We start from the raw sequence: 16,159 nt of genomic DNA on the forward strand, positions 1-16,159 counted from the left end.
AGACTCGGCCCGTGGTGGAACCGACGCTGACCCGCGCCCGCGTGGCCACGTCCGCGCTGCTGTTCACCAACGGTTTCGTGCTGGGCGCCTGGATCGTCCACATCCCCGCGATCATGGACCGCACCGACATCTCGGCGGCCACGCTCGGGACGCTGCTGCTGTGGATGGGCGTCTGCGCGTGGATCGCGATGCAGGCGGCCGGCTTCTTCGTCGACCGGACCGGCAGCGCCCGCGCCGTGGTGGTCTCGCTGCTGGTGATGTGCCTGGCCATCACCCTGCCCAGCCTGGCGACGAACGTGTGGACCCTCGCGGCCGGACTCGGCATCCTGGGCGCCGCGAACGGCATCGTCGACGTCTCCCAGAACGCGCAGGCGGTCACCGTCGAGCGTGCCTTCGGCCGGCCGATCATGTCGTCGTTCCACGCGTACTTCTCGGCCGGCGGACTGGCCGCGTCGGTCCTCGGCGGCGGGATGCTGGCGCTCGGCTGGCCCGTCCCGCTGGACTTCCTGGTCTTCGCGGTCATCGGCCTGGCCCTGGTGGCCGCCGTGCGACCCCACCTGCTCGACCACGACGTGCGCGACCGGGAGGACCGACCCGGCCGCCCCCCGTGGACCCTGCAGATCGTGCTGCTCGGAGCGCTGGCCTTCGCCCTCATGCTCGCCGAGGGCGTGGCGTACGACTGGAGCACCGTCCACCTGCGCGACGAGCTCGGCACCTCCGAGGCCCTCGCCGCCGTCGCCTACGGCGCGTTCAGCCTGACCATGTTCATCTCGCGGCTGGTCGTGGACCGGATCGTGGCGGTGACGGGCGCCGGGACGTTCGTCCGGTGGGCCTCGCTCCTGGGCGCGTGCGGCCTCGCCATCGCGATCGTCGCCCCCGTTCCCGCGATCGCCATCGCCGGCTGGGCCGTCGTCGGCATCGGCCTGGCCGGCTGCGTCCCCCAGTTCTTCTCGGCCGCAGGCAACGTCGATCCGCGTCACGGCGCCGCGATCATCGCCCGCGTCACGGGCATGGGCTACGTCGCACTGCTGAGCGGCCCCTCGGTCATCGGCCTGCTGACGCACTGGGTCCCGCTGACGACCGCCTTCCTGGTCCCCCTCGCGCTGTGTCTCGTGGCCAGTGCCCTCGCCCCTCGAGCCCTCGGGAGTCACCGATGAGCAGCCTCGACCACCTGATGGCGCCCGACTGGGCCGAGGCGATGGAGCCCGTCGCCGACCAGATCGCGGCCATGGGCGAGTTCCTGCGTGCCGAGGTCGCCGCGGGGCGCAGCTACCTGCCCGAGCCGGACGCGATCTTCCGCGCCTTCCGCACTCCCCTGGCGCAGGTGCGGGTGCTGATCACCGGACAGGACCCCTACCCCACGCCGGGACACGCGATGGGTCTGTCCTTCTCGGTCCGGCCCGACGTGCGGCCGCTGCCGCGCAGCCTGGTCAACATCTACACCGAGCTGCAGGCCGACCTCGGCATCGAGCCGGCGGCCCACGGCGACCTCTCGGCCTGGTCCGATCAGGGGGTCATGCTGCTCAACCGCGCGCTGACCGTCCGGCCGGGCGAGGCGGCGAGTCATCGGGGCAAGGGCTGGGAGCCGATCACCGATCGGGCCATCGCCGCCCTGGTCGAACGCGGCGGCCCGCTCGTGGCGATCCTGTGGGGGCGTGACGCCCAGGCGCTGGCGCCGCGGCTGGGCGACGTCCCCAGAATCGAGTCGCCGCACCCCAGCCCCTTGTCCGCCTCGCGCGGGTTCTTCGGCTCGCGCCCGTTCAGCCGTGCCGACGACGCGCTCCGCGATCAGGGTGCACAGCCGGTCGATTGGCGCCTCCCCGGCTAGGGTGGCGGCGTGAGCGAGACACGCATTCGCGACCGGGCCGTCATCATCGACCAAGGCTTCGGCGTGGTCCAGCGGTGGGGCATCCGCCTCGTCGTGATCGCGGCCGCCTTCTACGTCCTCGGCTGGGCCGTCGGCCACACCTGGGTGATCTGGTTCCCGGTCGCCCTGGCGATCCTGTTCGCCACCGTCCTCGGCCCGCCGGCCAAGGCGCTGCGCGACCGCGGGGTGCCGGCCGCCGCCGCGGCGGGACTGGTGCTGCTGGCCTTCCTGGCCGCGCTCGGATTCCTCTTCTCGATCCTCATCCCGCAGCTGATCGACGAGGCGCCCCAGATCGCCGACCGCGCCGCGAAGGGTGTCGGCGAGGTGCAGGACTGGCTCCTCAACGGCCCCCTGCCCGTGGAGTCGAACCAGATCAGCAACGCGCTCGATTCGATCGAGGACTGGCTGCGCAACAGCGCCGGCGACATCGGCAGCGGCGTCCTGTCCACGATCGGCGTCGCCACGAACGTCGTCGTCAACACCGTCCTGGTGCTGATCCTGACCTTCCTGTTCATCAAGGACGGCCACCGCTTCCTGCCCTTCGTGGAGCGCCTCGGCGGCCACCGGGTCGGCGGCCACCTGCGCGAGCTGCTCTACCGCGCATGGAACACCCTGGGCGGCTTCATCCGCACCCAGGCTCTCGTCTCGCTGATCGACGCCGTCCTGATCGGCGGCGCGCTGCTCATCGTCGGCCAGCCGCTGTGGGTGCCGCTGGCGCTCATCACCTTCATCGGCGGGTTCATCCCGATCGTGGGTGCCTTCGCCAGTGGCGCGATCGCCGTGCTGGTCACCCTCGTCACGAACTCGCCGCAGGACGCCCTGATCATCCTGGCCGTGATCGTCGCCGTGCAGCAGCTCGAGGGCAACGTCCTGTCGCCGATGCTGCAGGGCAAGAGCATGAACCTGCACCCGGCGATCGTCCTGATGGCCGTCACCGCGGGCGGTTCGATGTTCGGCATCACCGGAGCGTTCCTGGCGGTGCCCGTCACCGCCACCGTCGCCGAGATCCTGCGCTACGCCAACGAGCGGATCGACGCGGCGCTGACCGCCGGCGGCGACCCCGTGGCCCTCACCTCGACGACGCCCTCCGCCGACCCGGCGGACGATCCCGAGGCGGGGACGGGCCGCCAGGTCTGAGCGACCCGGCGGTCAGTCGAAGACGACCGTCTTCATCCCGTTGAGCAGCACGCGGTGCTCGGCGTGCGCCCGGACGGCGTGCACGAGAGCACGGGCCTCGAGGTCCTGGCCCATCGCCGCCAGCTCCGCGGCCGAGGAGCGGTGGTCGACGCGGCGGAAGTCCTGCTCGATGATCGGGCCCTCGTCGAGGTCGGCCGTGACGTAGTGCGCCGTGGCGCCGATGACCTTGACCCCGTGCCGGTGCGCCTGCTCATAGGGCCGCGCGCCCTTGAAGCTCGGCAGCAGCGAGTGGTGGATGTTGATGGCGCGGCCGTGCACGTCGCGGCACATCTGGTCGGTCAGGATCTGCATGTAGCGAGCCAGGATCAGGGCCTCGGCCTGCGTGCGATCCATCAGGTCCAGGACGAACTGCTCGGTCTCGCGCTTGGTCTCGGGCGTGACGCGGATCTGGTGGAACTCGATGCCGTGCCACTCGACGACGTCACGCCAGTCGGGGTGGTTCGACACGACGGCCACGATCTCGATCGGCAGCTGGCCCTGACGGGTGTGGAACAGCAGGTTGTTCAGGACGTGTCCCTGCTTGGAGACCATCACCACGACCCGCAGCGGGGCGGTCGCGTCGTGCAGGTCCCAGTCCATCTCGAACGGCTCGAGCACCGGCGCGAGCACCGCCCGCATCTGCTCCAGCAGAACCTCGCGTTCGGCGGCGAAGCGCACCCGCATGAAGAAGCGACGGGTGTCGGGGTCGGCGTACTGCTGGCTCTCGGTGATCGTCCAGCCGTCCTGCGCCAGCGTCGAGGCGATCGCCGCCACGATGCCCACCCGGTCGGGGCAGGCGAAGGTCAGGATGAAGTCGCTGTGCGGCTCGGGGACGTTCATGGACTGCATCGTCTCAGGTGCGCCGCCGCAGGCTGATCGGACCTCCCCGTCAGGTCGGGTCGACGAGCGTGGTCAGCAGGACGACGGCGTCCTCGAGAGCCAGCAGATCGTGGCGATGGTCGGGGATCACCAACAGGTCGCCGGTCGAGCCCTCCCAGGACTCCTCGCCCGCGGTGAGGCGCACCGACCCGGTGAGCACCTGCAGCGTCGCCTCCGCCGGGGCCTCGTGCTCGTCGAGCCGGTGGTCGGCCGCCAGGGCGATCACGGTCTGGCGCAGGTGATGGTGGCGACCCGGGTGCAGCGCCGTCGCGGTGCGACCCGCACGCGAGGCACGTGCCTGGTCGAGCAGATCGGCTCCGAGGGACTGTAGGTGCGTGGACTCCATGCTTCGAACCGTAGCCGCTCGTGGGGGTGGCGTCAGCCGAGGATGCGCCGCGCGATCCGGCGCAGGCGGCCGGGGTTGGCGGCCTTCTCGCGGGCCACCCGCTGCTGCTCGATCTGCTCGGGCGTGAGCTGGGTGTACCTCGCCATCTGCTGCTTCGCCGGATGGCCCCAGTCGCCGATGAACTCGTACGACCAGTCGCCCCACTTCGCCGCCCAGCGCAGGTCCTCGCGGTAGTAGACGTAGTTGTTCTTCTCGGTGAAGTAGCCCTTGTTGCGGCGCTTGATCGGCTTGACCGCGTCGATCGGGACGGAGTTCTTGCGGACGAAGTACGTGGCGTAGAAGGAGCCGCCGGGCGCCATGACCTTGTCGAGCCGATACATGCACAGCCGGATGTGGTTCAGCGAGACGTGGGTGAAGACCGAGTTGGCGATCGCGTAGTCGAACTTCACGCCGAAGTCGGTGTCGAAGCGATCGTTGGCCCGCAGGTTCTCGATCGGCAGCTTGGCGCGCTGCTCGTCGGTGAGCTCGTTGTCGTAGCCGGCCTGCATCACCGAGTGGTTGGCGTCGATGCCGTAGTAGTTCCCGGCGTCGAGGTAGTCGATGAAGTGGCGGCCGGCCCGGAACGAGCCGCAGCCGACGTCCATCAGCTTGTGGTGCGGCTGCAGGCCCTGTGAGATCAGGAAGTCCAGCTGGCGCTGGCCGTGGGAGTCCCAGACTCCCCCGACGAACTCGCGGTGCGCCCCTGCGGCGATCTCCTCGTCGGTGAGGACGATCCCGGAGAAGTCCGGGTTGGTCAGGTTCGCATCCAGTTCGACGCGGTGCTCGATCTGCGGCACGGGGCCCCCTCGTGGTCGGTGCGGCCCACCCTAACCGCGCGGACGTCGACTGCCCACCCCCCAGACAGCGAGATTCCACGGCTCCCGGCGGCGGCCCCCGGCGCGCCCTAGGGTGCGTCCATGCGCATCAAGCTCGGTCGCCCGGACCTGTCCGACCACGCGAGTCTCTTGGACGTCCCCGCTGCGGCTCCGGGCACGCCCTCGGTGACCTTCGCCGGGGTGTCGACCCTGGCGTTCGACGACGGCGAGTCGGCCCTGCTGATCGACGGGTTCTTCTCGCGGCCGTCACTGGTGAAGGTGGGCCTGGGCCGGATCGCGCCCGTGCCCGAGCGAATCGACGCGGCCCTCGAGCGACTCGGCCTGCTCGGGCCGACGGCACCGCGCGTCGAGGCGGTCCTGCCGGTCCACAGCCACTTCGACCACGTGCTGGACTCCGCCGAGGTCGCGCGGCGCACGGGGGCTCTCCTCGTCGGAGGCGCCTCCACCCTGCAGGTCGGCCGTGGCGCGGATCTCGACCCCGATCAGACCCGGGTCCTGACGCCGTCCACACCGACGGCGTACGGCCCGTGGACGGTCACGGCGGTGCCGTCGGCGCACTGCCCGCCGGACCGGTTCCCCGGAACCATCGACGAGCCCCTGCGCACGCCCGCGCGCGCGAAGGCGTACCGCTGCGGCGAGGCGTGGTCGCTGCTGGTCGAGCACCCCGCCACCGGGTCCACGCTCGTCCAGGGCAGCGCCGGGTTCGTGCCCGGCGCGCTCGACGACACCCGCGCCGACGTGGTGTACCTCGGCGTCGGCCAGCTCGGCGTGCTGAGCCGGGACTACATCGAGCAGTACTGGCGGCACACGGTCTCCGCCGTGGGCGCGCGATGCGTGGTGATGACGCACTGGGACGACTTCTTCCGCCCGCTCACCGAGCCGCTGCGGGCGCTGCCGTACGCAGGTGACGACCTCGACGTGACGGTGCGGGTCCTGCGCGAGCTGGCCGAGCGCGACGGGGTGCGGTTGCACCTGCCGACGCTGTGGCGACGCGAAGATCCCTGGCGCGACTGACGCCTGCTGGAGCCCCCGACAGGATTCGAACCCGCGACATCTTCTTTACAAGAGAAGCGCTCTACCGACTGAGCTACAGGGGCGTGGCGGGCGTGCCGCCCGGCTCATCCTAGCGAGACTCAGACTCGTCCGGCCTCACACCGGCGCTTGAAGTCCTCGTCGACGAGCTGGTCGTCGGGAAGCTCCGGCGTGATCGCCTCGTCGCCGTTGCCGATCTTGGTGAAGGTGGCGAGGTCGGACTGCTGGTCGTCGGCGTCGCCACCGGCGGTGAGGAAGCCGTCCAGGGCGATGGCGCAGTCCGCCGCGCCGAACTCCTGCCAGCCCATGATCGTGCCCCACTCCGGCGAGTCGGCGCCGGCGATGATGCCCTGGGTCCGCAGCACGCCGATCACACGCACCGGCCCGTCCGGGATCCTGACCTCGTAGGCGGCGCGAGTCTGCAGGGCGAGGTTCATCGACTCACCGTCGTCCGACAGGGTCCACGCACCGGTCAGGCCCGTCGCCAGCACCTCGAGACCGGGATCGAGCACGTTGCCCTTCGCGAGGGCCGAGGCCACCTCGTCGTCCTCGCCGGCATCGTCGATCATGGCGGCCAGCTCATCGGGCAGTCCGGCACCGACCTCATCGGGGGACGCCACCGCCTGGACCGCCCAGGTCCGCACGGCCGCGACCATCCGCGCGTACTCCTCGGCCGGCAGCCACTCCGGCCGCGCGGGCGGGTCGGGGAACCGCGCCTCGTCGGGCGAGGGCCAGTTCGCGACCCCGAGGTCGTCGAACGAGATCGACGTCGTCGGGGTCGGCTGGGGCTCAGGCGCGTCACCGCGATCGGAGTCGTCCGACCCCCACGTGCACGCGGCCAGCACGAAGGACACCAACACGAGCAGCAGGACCGGTCGACGCACCCGACCAGTATGCATACTGGCCCCGTGGCCCCTCCTTCCCTGACTCCCCCGTATCCCCGCCTCCTGCGCGCCACGAACCTGATCGACACGCCCTTCGCGGTGATCGACGAGGAGGCGCTGTGGGCCAACGCGAGCGACCTCGTGCGGCGGGCGCACGGCGTGCCGATCCGCCTCGCCACCAAGTCGATCCGGGTCCGCTCGATCATCAAGAACGCACTGACGCTGGACGGTTTCCGCGGCGTCATGACCTACTCCCTGGCCGAGTCCGTGTGGCTGGCCGACCACGGCGTCGACGACATCCTCCTGGCGTACCCCAGCGTCGAGCGCGAGGCGTACGCCGACCTCGTCTCGGACGAGCGCCGCCTGGCCTCGATCACGGTCATGGTCGACTCACTGGAGGCGCTCGACCTCATCGACTCCTACGCCGGGCCGGGCCACCCGCCGATCCGGGTCTGCCTCGACGTCGACGCGTCCCTGCGGGTCTTCGGCGCTCACCTGGGTGCTCACCGCTCCCCCGTGCACACCACCCGCGAGGCGAAGCGGATCGCCGCGCAGATCAGCGAGCGAGCGGGCTTCGACCTCGTCGGCCTGATGTTCTACGACGCGCAGATCGCGGGCCTGCCCGACAGCGGCGCCGCGGTCCGCATCGTCAAGCGGCGCTCCGCCGGCGAGCTGCGCCGGCGTCGCCGCCGCATCGTCAAGGCCGTGTCGAACATGACCGACCTGCAGATCGTCAACGCGGGCGGCACCGGCAGCCTCGACGTGTGGCGCGGCGACTCCTCGATCACCGAGCTGGCCGCGGGCTCGGGCCTCTTCGTGCCCACGCTGTTCGACGGCTACCGCTCCTTCACCCCGCGCCCCGCGGCCTTCTTCGCACTCTCGGTCGTGCGCAAGCCCTCGCGCGACGCCGTCACGTGCTTCGGCGGCGGGTACATCGCCTCCGGCCCGCCCGGCGACGCCCGGGTCCCCACGCCGGTGTGGCCCGAGGGCCTCGAGCTGTACGCGGCCGAGGGCGCCGGCGAGGTCCAGACGCCGTTGCACGGCAAGGTGGCCCGCTCCCTGACGATCGGCGACCGGGTCCTCTTCCGGCACGCGAAGGCCGGCGAGATGTGCGAGCGGTTCGACCGCGTGGCCCTGGTCGACCAGGCCGGCCACGCCACGATGATCCCGACCTACCGCGGCGAGGGGAAGAACTTCGGATGACCACGTGGCGCAACTGGGCGGGCAACGTCACGGCGCATCCCGCCGTGGTCGGTCGACCGGCCTCCACCGACGAGGTCGTCGCGTTCGTCCGCGAGCACCCGCAGGTCAAGGCGGTCGGCGCAGGGCACTCCTTCACGCCGATCGCGGCCACGGACGGCGCGCTGCTGCGGCTGGACGCGATGAGCCGGATCCTGCACGCCGACACGACCACGGGCCTGGTCCGCGTCCAGGCGGGCATCTCGCTGCACGACCTGAACCGGCGTCTCGACGCGCTGGGCCTCGCCCTGCCCAACCTCGGCGACGTCGACCCGCAGTCGGTCGCCGGAGCCACGTCCACCGGCACCCACGGCACCGGCGCCCGACTGTTCGGCATCGCCCGCGCGGTGGCCGCGCTGCAGCTGGTCACCGCCGAGGGCGAGGTGCTCGAGATCGACCGGGGCCACGACATGTTCGATGCCGCCCGCGTCGGCCTGGGCGCCCTCGGGATCGTCACCGAGGTCACGCTGCAGTGCGTCCCGGCGTTCCTGCTGCACGCGCGCGAGGAGCCGATGGCGTTGTCCGCGGTGCTGACCGACCTCGACCAGCTCGTCGACGGCAACGACCACTTCGAGTTCTACTTCTTCCCGCACACCGACCGGGCGCTCACCAAGCGCAACAACCGCGTGCCCGAGGGCACCCCGCGGGCCCCGCTGTCGCGCTGGCGACACACGCTCGACGACGAGTTCCTGTCGAACACGGTCTACGAGCGCATCCAGCGGATCGCCAGCCGCCGGCCCGCGCTGATCCCCCGGATCAACGCGCTCAGCGGATCGGTGCTCGGCGCCCGCGAGTACACCGACACGTCACACGAGGTCTTCATCTCGCCGCGCCGCGTGAGGTTCCGCGAGTCGGAGTTCGCGCTGCCGCGGGCTGCCGCCGCCGACGCGATCGCCGAGATGCAGCGCTGGTACGCCCGCACCGACCAGTACGTGTCGTTCCCGGTGGAGGTCCGGTTCACCGCCGCCGACGACATCTGGATGTCCACCGGCTTCGAGCGCGACACCGTCTACATCGCGGTGCACCAGTTCCACCGCACCGATCCGACGTCGTACTTCGCGGCGATGCAGGACATCTTCATCGCGCACGAGGGCCGGCCGCACTGGGGCAAGATGCACACCCTCGGCTCCGACCACTTCCGCAAGGTCTACCCGCGGTTCGACGACTTCCTCGGCGTCCGCGATCGACTCGACCCCGGCCGCAAGTTCGCCAACGACTACCTGCGGCAGGTGCTCGGCAGCTGATCCGGCTCGCTCAGGCGCGGACCTGGCTGACCGCGTAGAGCGTGATGCCGGCGGCGACGCCCGCGTTGAGCGACTCCAGCGACGACGACATCGGGATCGACACCAGCTGGTCGCAGGTCTCGCTCACGAGGCGCGAGAGGCCCTTGCCCTCGCTGCCGATGACGACCGCCAGCGGCCCGTCGGCCAGGTCCATGTCGGGCAGCGCGACGTCACCGTCGGCGGCCAGGCCGATCACCATGAGGCCGGCCTCCTGGTACGCCTTGATCTGGCGCGTCAGGTTGGTGGCGCGGGCCACCGGCACGCGCGCGGCGGCGCCGGCGGAGGTCTTCCACGCCGCCGCCGTCATGTGCGCGGCCCGGCGCTCGGGGATGACGACGCCGTGCACGCCGAAGCCGGCGGCCGAGCGCACGATGGCACCCAGGTTGCGCGGATCGGTGATGCCGTCGAGCAGGACGATCAGGGCCGGCTCGCCGCGCTCGGCGGCCAGGTCGAGCAGTTCGTCCGGATCGGCGTAGTCATACGCCTCGAGCTTCGCGGCGACGCCCTGGTGGACGGCGCCGGACGTGATCCGGTCGAGCTCGACACGGGCGACCTCGAGCAGCGGCACGTGGCGGTCGGCGGCGAGCTGGAAGATCTCGCGCACGCGGTCGTCACGGTCGATGCCCTCGGCGATCTGCAGCGCCACGACGGGCACGTTGGCCCGCAGCAGCTCGACGACCGAGTTGCGGCCGACGACCAGCTCGGGGCCCTCGTCGTTGCGGCGCTTCGGCCGGCCCGACTGACGCTTCTCGGCGGCCTGGGCCATCTTGTGCTTCTTGTGATAGGGACGATCCTCGGCACGAGGGGTCGGGCCCTTGCCCTCCAGTCCCTGACGGCGACGGCCGCCCGAACCGGCGGTGGGATTGCCCTTGCCCGTCTTCTTGATCGCACCCTTGCGCTTGCTGTTGCCGGCCATCAGTGGCCACCCTTCAGGTTCCAGCGGGTCCCCGAGGGCGTGTCCTCGAGTTCGATCCCCGCAGCAGTGAGTTGATCGCGCAGTTCGTCCGCGCGGTTCCAGTCCTTGGCGGCCTTGGCCTCGGCGCGCGCGGCCACCAGCGCATCGACGAGCTGGGCCAGCGCGTCGGCGGTCGCGGAGGACTCGCCCTGCGTCGTGGCCCAGGTGAACGGGTCGAGTCCCAGCACGTCGAGCATCGCGCGCACGGACGCCAGCGTCCGCGCCAGCTCCGGCGACGGGCCGTCGGCGACCAGCCGGTTGCCCTCGCCCACGGCGGCCTGCAGCACCGCCAGGGCGGCGGGCACGGAGAGGTCGTCGTCCATGGCCGCGGCGAACGCCTCCGGGACGTCGCCCGGCTCGCCCGCGCCGACCAGCTCGGCGGCGCGCAGGCAGAAGCCCTCGATCCGCTCGAACGCCGTGGCCGCCTCGGCCAGGGACTGCTCGCTGAACTCGATGATCGAGCGGTAGTGGGCCGCGACCAGGTAGTAGCGCAGGGCGATGGCGGGGACGCGCTTGACGACCTCGCTGACCGCCAGCGTGTTGCCGACGCTCTTGCTCATCTTGGAGTTGCCCAGGTTGAGCATCGCGTTGTGCATCCAGACGCGGGCGAACCTCTGCCCGGCGGCCCGGGACTGGGCCAGCTCGTTCTCGTGGTGCGGGAAGCGCAGGTCCAGGCCCCCGCCGTGGATGTCGAACTCGGTGCCGAGGTACTTCGCGGCCATCGCCGAGCACTCCAGGTGCCAGCCGGGCCGGCCGCGTCCCCACGGGGTCGGCCAGGACGCCGACTCGGGCTCGTCGGCCTTGCGGCCCTTCCACAGGGCGAAGTCGCGCGGATCGCGCTTGCCCTCGGCCGGGGCGTCGGGCGCCGCCTGCATGTCGTCGATGCGCTGGTTCGACAGCTCGCCGTACTCGGGCCACGATCGCACGTCGAAGTAGACGTCGCCGGAGCCGTCGGTGGCCGGGTAGGCGTGACCGCGCTCGATGAGCGTCTGGATCATCTCGATCATCTCGGGCACGTGACCGGTCGCGCGCGGCTCGTACGTGGGCGGGCGGCAGCCGAGGACCTCGTACGCGGCGTGCAGGGCGCGCTCGTTCTCGTAGGCGACCGCGAACCAGGGCTTCTCCTGCTCGCGCGCCTTGGCCAGGATCTTGTCGTCGATGTCGGTGACGTTGGCGATGATCGTGACCTCGAGGCCCGACCGCTCCAGCCAACGACGCAGCACGTCGAACACGAGCTCCTTGCGGATGTGCCCGATGTGCGGCGGACCCTGCACCGTGAGCCCGCAGTGGTAGATGCCGACCTTGCCGGGCACGACGGGGTCGAGCAGCTTCAGCTCACGGCTGGCGGAGTCGTACAGGTGCAGCGTCACGGATCAAGAGTATCGGCCTCAGCCCCGTGTCCGGACCGCGTCGATTCGCGCCGGTCCCACCACTTCCCTACCGCTGGTCACACATTTCACTTAGCCTGAGTCGGTGATCCGCCGACTCTTCCCCGTCGCGGCAGTGCTCACGGCCCTGCTGACGTCCGTCCTGATCGCGCCGGGGCTCGCCACGGCGCCGGCCGAGGCCGCCTCCCACCCGAAGCCGCAGCTCACCCGCTGGACCCCGAAGCTGGTCATCCCCGCGGGCAAGAAGGGCAAGGCCTGGCGCTCGCCGTGGGTGACGACCCCGCAGCGCAGCACCGCCCTGCTGCCCTCCTGGAACGTCAGCCGCATGCCCGACGGCACGTGGCTCAAGGTCTATGTGCGCGTCGCCGACGGCTCGAAGGTCTCGTCGTGGAAGACGGTGGCCCAGTGGCGCCACGGCCTCTCCGGCGGCAAGCGCACGACGTACGGCAAGCAGGCCGACGCCCTCGCCCAGCTCGACACGGACATCGTCCGGGCCCGCTCCGGCAAGTCGTTCACCCGCTGGCAGATCCAGGTGTCCGCCTGGCGCAAGTCCACGAAGGTGAAGTCCCCGGTCGTCCGCGCCGTCACCGGGGTGTCGTCGACCTACGTCAGCAAGACGGCCAAGACCTCGAAGACGTCGATGACCAGGACCATCGACCTCAAGGTCCCGGCGTCCTCGCAGATGATCCACCGCGGCCACTTCCCGCAGTTCGGCGGCGGCGGCGAGGCCTGGTGCTCGCCGACCTCGACCTCGATGGTGCTGCGCTACTGGGGCCTGGGCCCGTCGAAGAAGGCGACCTCGTTCGCCAAGGGCGCGGATCCGTGGGTCGACCACGCGGCTCGCTACAGCTACGACTCCTCCTACCGCGGCACCGGCACGTGGCCGTTCAACACCGCGTACGCCTCGCGCTTCGGCACCGACGCCGTCGTCCACCGCCTGGTGAACCTGCGCCCGATCGAGTCGTACATCAAGCAGGGCGTCCCGGTCATCGCCTCGGTCGCGTTCGGTCGCGGCCAGCTCACCGGTTCGCCCATCAGCTCGACACCCGGCCACCTGATGGTGGTGCGCGGGTTCACCGCGACCGGAGACGTCATCGTGAACGACCCCGCGGGACGGACGAACTCGCAGGTGCGCCGCGTGTACGACCGCGCCCAGTTCGAGCGCGCCTGGCTCAAGGGCAGCGGAGGCGTCACCTACGTCATCGCGCCGACTGCCAAGCGCCTGAAGTTCTGACCCGCGACTAGGGTGCTGACGTGAGCGTTCCCCGGGTCGGCATCGGCACCGACGTCCACCAACTCGTCGACGGTCGTCCCCTGTGGGTCGCCGGCCTGCACTGGCCCGATGCTCCCCGCGGACTCGAGGGCCACTCCGACGGCGACTGCGTCGCCCACGCGATGGTCGACGCGGTGCTCACCGCCGCGGGGCTGGGCGACATCGGCAGCCGTTTCGGCACGGCCGACCCGCGCTACGCCGGCGCCTCCGGCCTGGAGTTCCTGCGCGGGACCGCCGAGCTGGTGCGCGGGGCCGGCTTGGTCGTGGGCAACGTCAGCGTCCAGCTGATCGGCAACGAGCCGCGTCTCTCGGGACGCCGGGACGAGGCCGTGCACGTGCTCTCCGAGGCCATCGGAGCCCCGGTGTCGCTCTCGGGCACCACGACCGACGGCCTGGGCCTGACCGGACGCGGCGAGGGCATCGCCGCGATCGCCGTCGCCCTCGTCGTCTGACGGAGTCCCGCTCGACCCGGCCCTTACCCCCTCCCCCTTTCAACTTTTGGAACTGGATCCACGTCGAATCTGTCCGAAACGGTGGATCCGGTTCCAAAAGTGGAGTGCGGGGCGCCTCAGGCAGGCAGCTCGGCGACCGCGCGGTCGTCCGAGTCGTAGTACTCGGCCAGGATCTTCTGCGCCACGGCTGCGCCCGCGACGTCCAGCCGCTCGCGGCCGCCGGGCAGGCGGCCGAGCACCCGGTAGCGCGCGGTGTTCGCGGCCCAGAGCATCGCCATCGCCCACGGCGGGCGCCACGGCAGACCCAGCTCGCGCATGCTCTGGCGACCCAGGAACACGCTCAGCATGCTGAGGTTCCGCTCCGTCTTCCAGCGGCCGTGCGGCAGCGTGCCGAGCACCGAGATGATGTCCTGCGACAGCCGCGGTCCCGCCTCGGTGATCCCGGCCTGGGCCAGGACCACGTGGTAGTTCATGGCGTGGCGCTCGCGTTCGGTCTCGACCAACCACGACTCGCCGACCCCCATGAGCCACCCCACGTACTTCCACAGGTGCATCACCGCGTCGGACTCCGCAGGACTGACCGGGACGCCCAGCGCCTTGACGCCGATCAGCACCGCGCCGTCGAACAGGCCGAGCGTGCCGGCTTGGTCCGCCTGGTTGATCGGCAGGCCCCAGCGCTCGCTGTCCCACCGCGGCCCCATGGCCTGGTTGACGAGGGCGTGCATGGCGCGCACGTGCAGGGTCGTCCGCCAGCCGTCGCCGTGAGGCTCCAGGCCGCCGGGCGTCGTCACCGCGACGGCCCAGGACTGGGTCTCGGCGAGCCGCCGCTGCGTGCTGTCGCCCGTCAGCGCCCCGGTCGCCACCAACAGGTCCGGCGGGCCGCCGAACCGGTAGCCGCCGATCAACGCGAGCTGCAACAACACGTCGGCCGCATTGCGCCCGAACCGGCGGTACACGCGCGCTCCCTCGTCCACCAGGTCGCGGTCGAGCCACGGCGGGTCCTGCTCGGCCGGGCCGACGAGTTCGACCAGCGCCGGCGGGGCGGCCTCGACGGCCCCCACTCCCTGCTCGAGCGCCCGCGTGAACTGCTCCATCGTCACGCGCTCCGGATCACCGACCGGACGTCGCATGGCGGCGGCGAACCGAGCGCCGGTCTCGTCCTGCTCGTTGAAGGCGCGGCCGATCCGGTCGAGGAGCCCGTCGTCGACCTGCGAGACACCCCCGGCGTACTTGAGCACGCGGCCGAGGCGACGGCTTCGCTGCTCGGCCGAACGGAAGCGCGACGGATATGCGGACACCTGGGTCATGCCATCACCCTGACACGAGCAATTACTCGCATACAATTCGCATCATGGCCCTCCGTAAACTCCCGCGACAGCAGCGTTCTCGCGACATGGTCGACGGGATCGTCGACGCGGCTCGCGACGTGCTCGTGGCCGACGGGTACGAACGGCTCACCACCAACCGCGTGGCCGATCGCGCGGGCGTCAGTCCCGGCTCGCTCTACCAGTACTTCCCGGACAAGGCCGCGATCGTCGAGGAGGTCACGTCGCGCTACGTCGACCGGCTCGCCGAGGACGTCGTCGCCGCCTTGGTCGACCACGTCCACGACGAGCCCGAGGCGATGGCGCGGGCGACCGCCGAGGCGTTGCTGACGGCGCTGCAGCGCGACCCCACGCTGCTGCGCGTGGTCTGGCAGGACCTCCCGGCGGCGCGACACCTGGACGACCGGCTCGGCCTGGAGCGCCGGGTGCGCGACGTGTTGCGGGCCTACCTCGGCGGGCGGCTCTCGGCCCAGGACCGGCGGCGCGATCCGGCGCGGGCCTCGTGGCTCATCGTCCTGGCGGTCGAGTCGCTCGCCGTCCGCTTCGTGCTCGACGAGGATCCGCCGCTGACGCGCGAGGAGTTCGTGGACGACCTCGTCGCCCTGGGCATCGCGTGGCTGTGAGACCCCGGACATGAGAAACGCCCGGCCGGAGCCGGGCGTCTCTCATGCAGATCGAATCAGGAGGCGAGGACCTCGTCGAGACGGGTCTCGGCCTTGTCCTCGTTCGTGTTCTCAGCGAGCGCGAGCTCGGAGACGAGGATCTGGCGCGCCTTGGCCAGCATCCGCTTCTCGCCGGCCGAGAGGCCACGCTCGTGATCACGGCGCCACAGGTCGCGGACGACCTCGGCCACCTTCAGGACGTCGCCGGAGTGCAGTTTCTCCAGGTTCGCCTTGTACCGTCGGGACCAGTTGGTGGGCTCTTCGACGTGTTCGGCACGAAGGACGCTGAAGACTCGCTCCAGCCCCGCTTCGTCGACCACGTCGCGCACCCCCACCAGGTCGACATTGTCGGCCGGCACGCGCACGACCAAATCGTTCTGAGCGATGATCCGGAGAACGAGGTACGCGCGGTCCTCACCCTTGATGGTCCGGACCTCGATGTCTTCGATGACCGCAGCGCCGTGGTTCGGATACACAACGGTTTCGCCGACAGAGAAAGCCATGGAGCAAGCACCTTTCCTAG

Annotated in this window: 17 protein-coding genes and 1 tRNA gene; 9 read left to right on the plus strand and 9 right to left on the minus strand. The window is 71.1% G+C overall.

What is annotated here, in order from left to right; translation table 11 throughout:
• Positions 1 to 11: 11 nt before the first annotated feature.
• Genes NP095_RS13180 through NP095_RS13190 form a run of 3 tightly spaced genes read left to right on the plus strand, consistent with a single transcriptional unit; the run spans position 12 to position 3,004 of the window.
• Entirely contained in the window at positions 12 to 1,157 is a 1,146-nt protein-coding gene (locus tag NP095_RS13180; RefSeq protein ID WP_232419232.1) for an MFS transporter, read from the plus strand.
• Positions 1,154 to 1,828: a uracil-DNA glycosylase gene (locus tag NP095_RS13185; protein WP_232419231.1), complete on the plus strand. Its 675-nt coding sequence runs from the start codon at positions 1,154 to 1,156 to the stop codon at positions 1,826 to 1,828. The genes NP095_RS13180 and NP095_RS13185 overlap by 4 nt, the downstream gene beginning before the upstream one ends.
• Before the next feature lie 9 nt (positions 1,829 to 1,837).
• Positions 1,838 to 3,004: an AI-2E family transporter gene (locus tag NP095_RS13190; RefSeq protein WP_232419230.1), complete on the plus strand. Its 1,167-nt coding sequence runs from the start codon at positions 1,838 to 1,840 to the stop codon at positions 3,002 to 3,004.
• Positions 3,005 to 3,016: 12 nt separating this feature from the next.
• Here NP095_RS13190 and purU read toward each other — a convergent pair whose 3' ends face one another.
• The 3 genes from purU to NP095_RS13205 are packed head-to-tail and all read right to left on the minus strand — an operon-like array spanning position 3,017 to position 5,104.
• The gene (gene purU, locus NP095_RS13195) at positions 3,017 to 3,883 is read right to left on the minus strand and encodes a formyltetrahydrofolate deformylase (protein ID WP_232419229.1); all 867 of its coding nucleotides are present in this window, start codon (positions 3,881 to 3,883) and stop codon (positions 3,017 to 3,019) included.
• Between the two features lie 49 nt (positions 3,884 to 3,932).
• Entirely contained in the window at positions 3,933 to 4,268 is a 336-nt protein-coding gene (locus NP095_RS13200) for a cupin domain-containing protein (protein WP_232419228.1), read from the minus strand.
• Positions 4,269 to 4,300: 32 nt separating this feature from the next.
• Positions 4,301 to 5,104 carry a class I SAM-dependent methyltransferase gene (locus tag NP095_RS13205; protein ID WP_232419227.1) on the minus strand — a complete coding sequence of 268 codons (804 nt, stop codon included), beginning with the start codon at positions 5,102 to 5,104 and terminating at the stop codon, positions 4,301 to 4,303.
• A gap of 120 nt (positions 5,105 to 5,224) precedes the next feature.
• Between NP095_RS13205 and NP095_RS13210 the strand changes: the two genes are divergently transcribed.
• On the plus strand, positions 5,225 to 6,157 hold the full coding sequence (locus NP095_RS13210) for an MBL fold metallo-hydrolase (protein ID WP_232419226.1): 933 nt from the start codon (positions 5,225 to 5,227) through the stop codon (positions 6,155 to 6,157).
• Between the two features lie 7 nt (positions 6,158 to 6,164).
• Here the strand turns inward: NP095_RS13210 and NP095_RS13215 are convergent.
• Positions 6,165 to 6,240, minus strand: a tRNA-Thr gene (locus tag NP095_RS13215).
• A gap of 36 nt (positions 6,241 to 6,276) precedes the next feature.
• Positions 6,277 to 7,059 carry a hypothetical protein gene (locus NP095_RS13220; protein WP_232419225.1) on the minus strand — a complete coding sequence of 261 codons (783 nt, stop codon included), beginning with the start codon at positions 7,057 to 7,059 and terminating at the stop codon, positions 6,277 to 6,279.
• Positions 7,060 to 7,083: 24 nt separating this feature from the next.
• Between NP095_RS13220 and NP095_RS13225 the strand changes: the two genes are divergently transcribed.
• Both NP095_RS13225 and NP095_RS13230 read left to right on the plus strand, forming a co-directional pair.
• On the plus strand, positions 7,084 to 8,262 hold the full coding sequence (locus NP095_RS13225) for an amino acid deaminase/aldolase (RefSeq protein WP_232419224.1): 1,179 nt from the start codon (positions 7,084 to 7,086) through the stop codon (positions 8,260 to 8,262).
• Positions 8,259 to 9,542 (plus strand): D-arabinono-1,4-lactone oxidase, encoded by a 1,284-nt coding sequence (locus tag NP095_RS13230; protein WP_232419223.1) that lies wholly within the window; start codon positions 8,259 to 8,261, stop codon positions 9,540 to 9,542. The genes NP095_RS13225 and NP095_RS13230 overlap by 4 nt, the downstream gene beginning before the upstream one ends.
• Before the next feature lie 10 nt (positions 9,543 to 9,552).
• Here NP095_RS13230 and rlmB read toward each other — a convergent pair whose 3' ends face one another.
• Both rlmB and cysS read right to left on the minus strand, forming a co-directional pair.
• Positions 9,553 to 10,497 (minus strand): 23S rRNA (guanosine(2251)-2'-O)-methyltransferase RlmB, encoded by a 945-nt coding sequence (gene rlmB, locus NP095_RS13235; RefSeq protein ID WP_232419222.1) that lies wholly within the window; start codon positions 10,495 to 10,497, stop codon positions 9,553 to 9,555.
• A complete protein-coding gene (gene cysS, locus NP095_RS13240) occupies positions 10,497 to 11,906 on the minus strand; it encodes a cysteine--tRNA ligase (protein WP_232419221.1) in 1,410 nt (469 codons plus the stop codon). The genes rlmB and cysS overlap by 1 nt, the downstream gene beginning before the upstream one ends.
• 103 nt (positions 11,907 to 12,009) lie before the next feature.
• Here cysS and NP095_RS13245 point away from each other — a divergent pair, with 103 nt between their 5' ends.
• The gene (locus tag NP095_RS13245) at positions 12,010 to 13,158 is read left to right on the plus strand and encodes a peptidase C39 family protein (protein ID WP_232419220.1); all 1,149 of its coding nucleotides are present in this window, start codon (positions 12,010 to 12,012) and stop codon (positions 13,156 to 13,158) included.
• Between the two features lie 20 nt (positions 13,159 to 13,178).
• Complete coding sequence (gene ispF, locus NP095_RS13250; protein WP_232419219.1) at positions 13,179 to 13,649, plus strand: 2-C-methyl-D-erythritol 2,4-cyclodiphosphate synthase; 471 nt, start codon at positions 13,179 to 13,181, stop codon at positions 13,647 to 13,649.
• A gap of 116 nt (positions 13,650 to 13,765) precedes the next feature.
• Here ispF and NP095_RS13255 read toward each other — a convergent pair whose 3' ends face one another.
• On the minus strand, positions 13,766 to 14,956 hold the full coding sequence (locus tag NP095_RS13255) for an oxygenase MpaB family protein (protein WP_232419218.1): 1,191 nt from the start codon (positions 14,954 to 14,956) through the stop codon (positions 13,766 to 13,768).
• A gap of 44 nt (positions 14,957 to 15,000) precedes the next feature.
• On the opposite strand from NP095_RS13255, the gene NP095_RS13260 reads away from it, so the two are divergent.
• A complete protein-coding gene (locus tag NP095_RS13260) occupies positions 15,001 to 15,597 on the plus strand; it encodes a TetR/AcrR family transcriptional regulator (protein ID WP_232419217.1) in 597 nt (198 codons plus the stop codon).
• 56 nt (positions 15,598 to 15,653) lie between these two features.
• On the opposite strand, the gene NP095_RS13265 is transcribed toward NP095_RS13260, so the two are convergent.
• The gene (locus NP095_RS13265) at positions 15,654 to 16,139 is read right to left on the minus strand and encodes a CarD family transcriptional regulator (protein WP_154596506.1); all 486 of its coding nucleotides are present in this window, start codon (positions 16,137 to 16,139) and stop codon (positions 15,654 to 15,656) included.
• Positions 16,140 to 16,159: the final 20 nt, after the last annotated feature.

The organism is Aeromicrobium duanguangcaii (assembly GCF_024508295.1).
GTDB lineage: Bacteria > Actinomycetota > Actinomycetes > Propionibacteriales > Nocardioidaceae > Aeromicrobium > Aeromicrobium duanguangcaii.

Excerpts from the sequence above, each read along its gene's own strand:
- NP095_RS13185 (WP_232419231.1), top strand. The coding sequence starts at position 1,154 with ATGAGCAGCCTCGACCACCTGATGGCGCCCGACTGGGCCGAGGCGATG.
- purU (WP_232419229.1), bottom strand. The coding sequence starts at position 3,883 with ATGAACGTCCCCGAGCCGCACAGCGACTTCATCCTGACCTTCGCCTGC.
- NP095_RS13200 (WP_232419228.1), bottom strand. The coding sequence starts at position 4,268 with ATGGAGTCCACGCACCTACAGTCCCTCGGAGCCGATCTGCTCGACCAG.
- NP095_RS13210 (WP_232419226.1), top strand. The coding sequence starts at position 5,225 with ATGCGCATCAAGCTCGGTCGCCCGGACCTGTCCGACCACGCGAGTCTC.
- NP095_RS13230 (WP_232419223.1), top strand. The coding sequence starts at position 8,259 with ATGACCACGTGGCGCAACTGGGCGGGCAACGTCACGGCGCATCCCGCC.
- rlmB (WP_232419222.1), bottom strand. The coding sequence starts at position 10,497 with ATGGCCGGCAACAGCAAGCGCAAGGGTGCGATCAAGAAGACGGGCAAG.
- NP095_RS13255 (WP_232419218.1), bottom strand. The coding sequence starts at position 14,956 with ATGACCCAGGTGTCCGCATATCCGTCGCGCTTCCGTTCGGCCGAGCAG.
- NP095_RS13260 (WP_232419217.1), top strand. The coding sequence starts at position 15,001 with ATGGCCCTCCGTAAACTCCCGCGACAGCAGCGTTCTCGCGACATGGTC.
- NP095_RS13265 (WP_154596506.1), bottom strand. The coding sequence starts at position 16,139 with ATGGCTTTCTCTGTCGGCGAAACCGTTGTGTATCCGAACCACGGCGCT.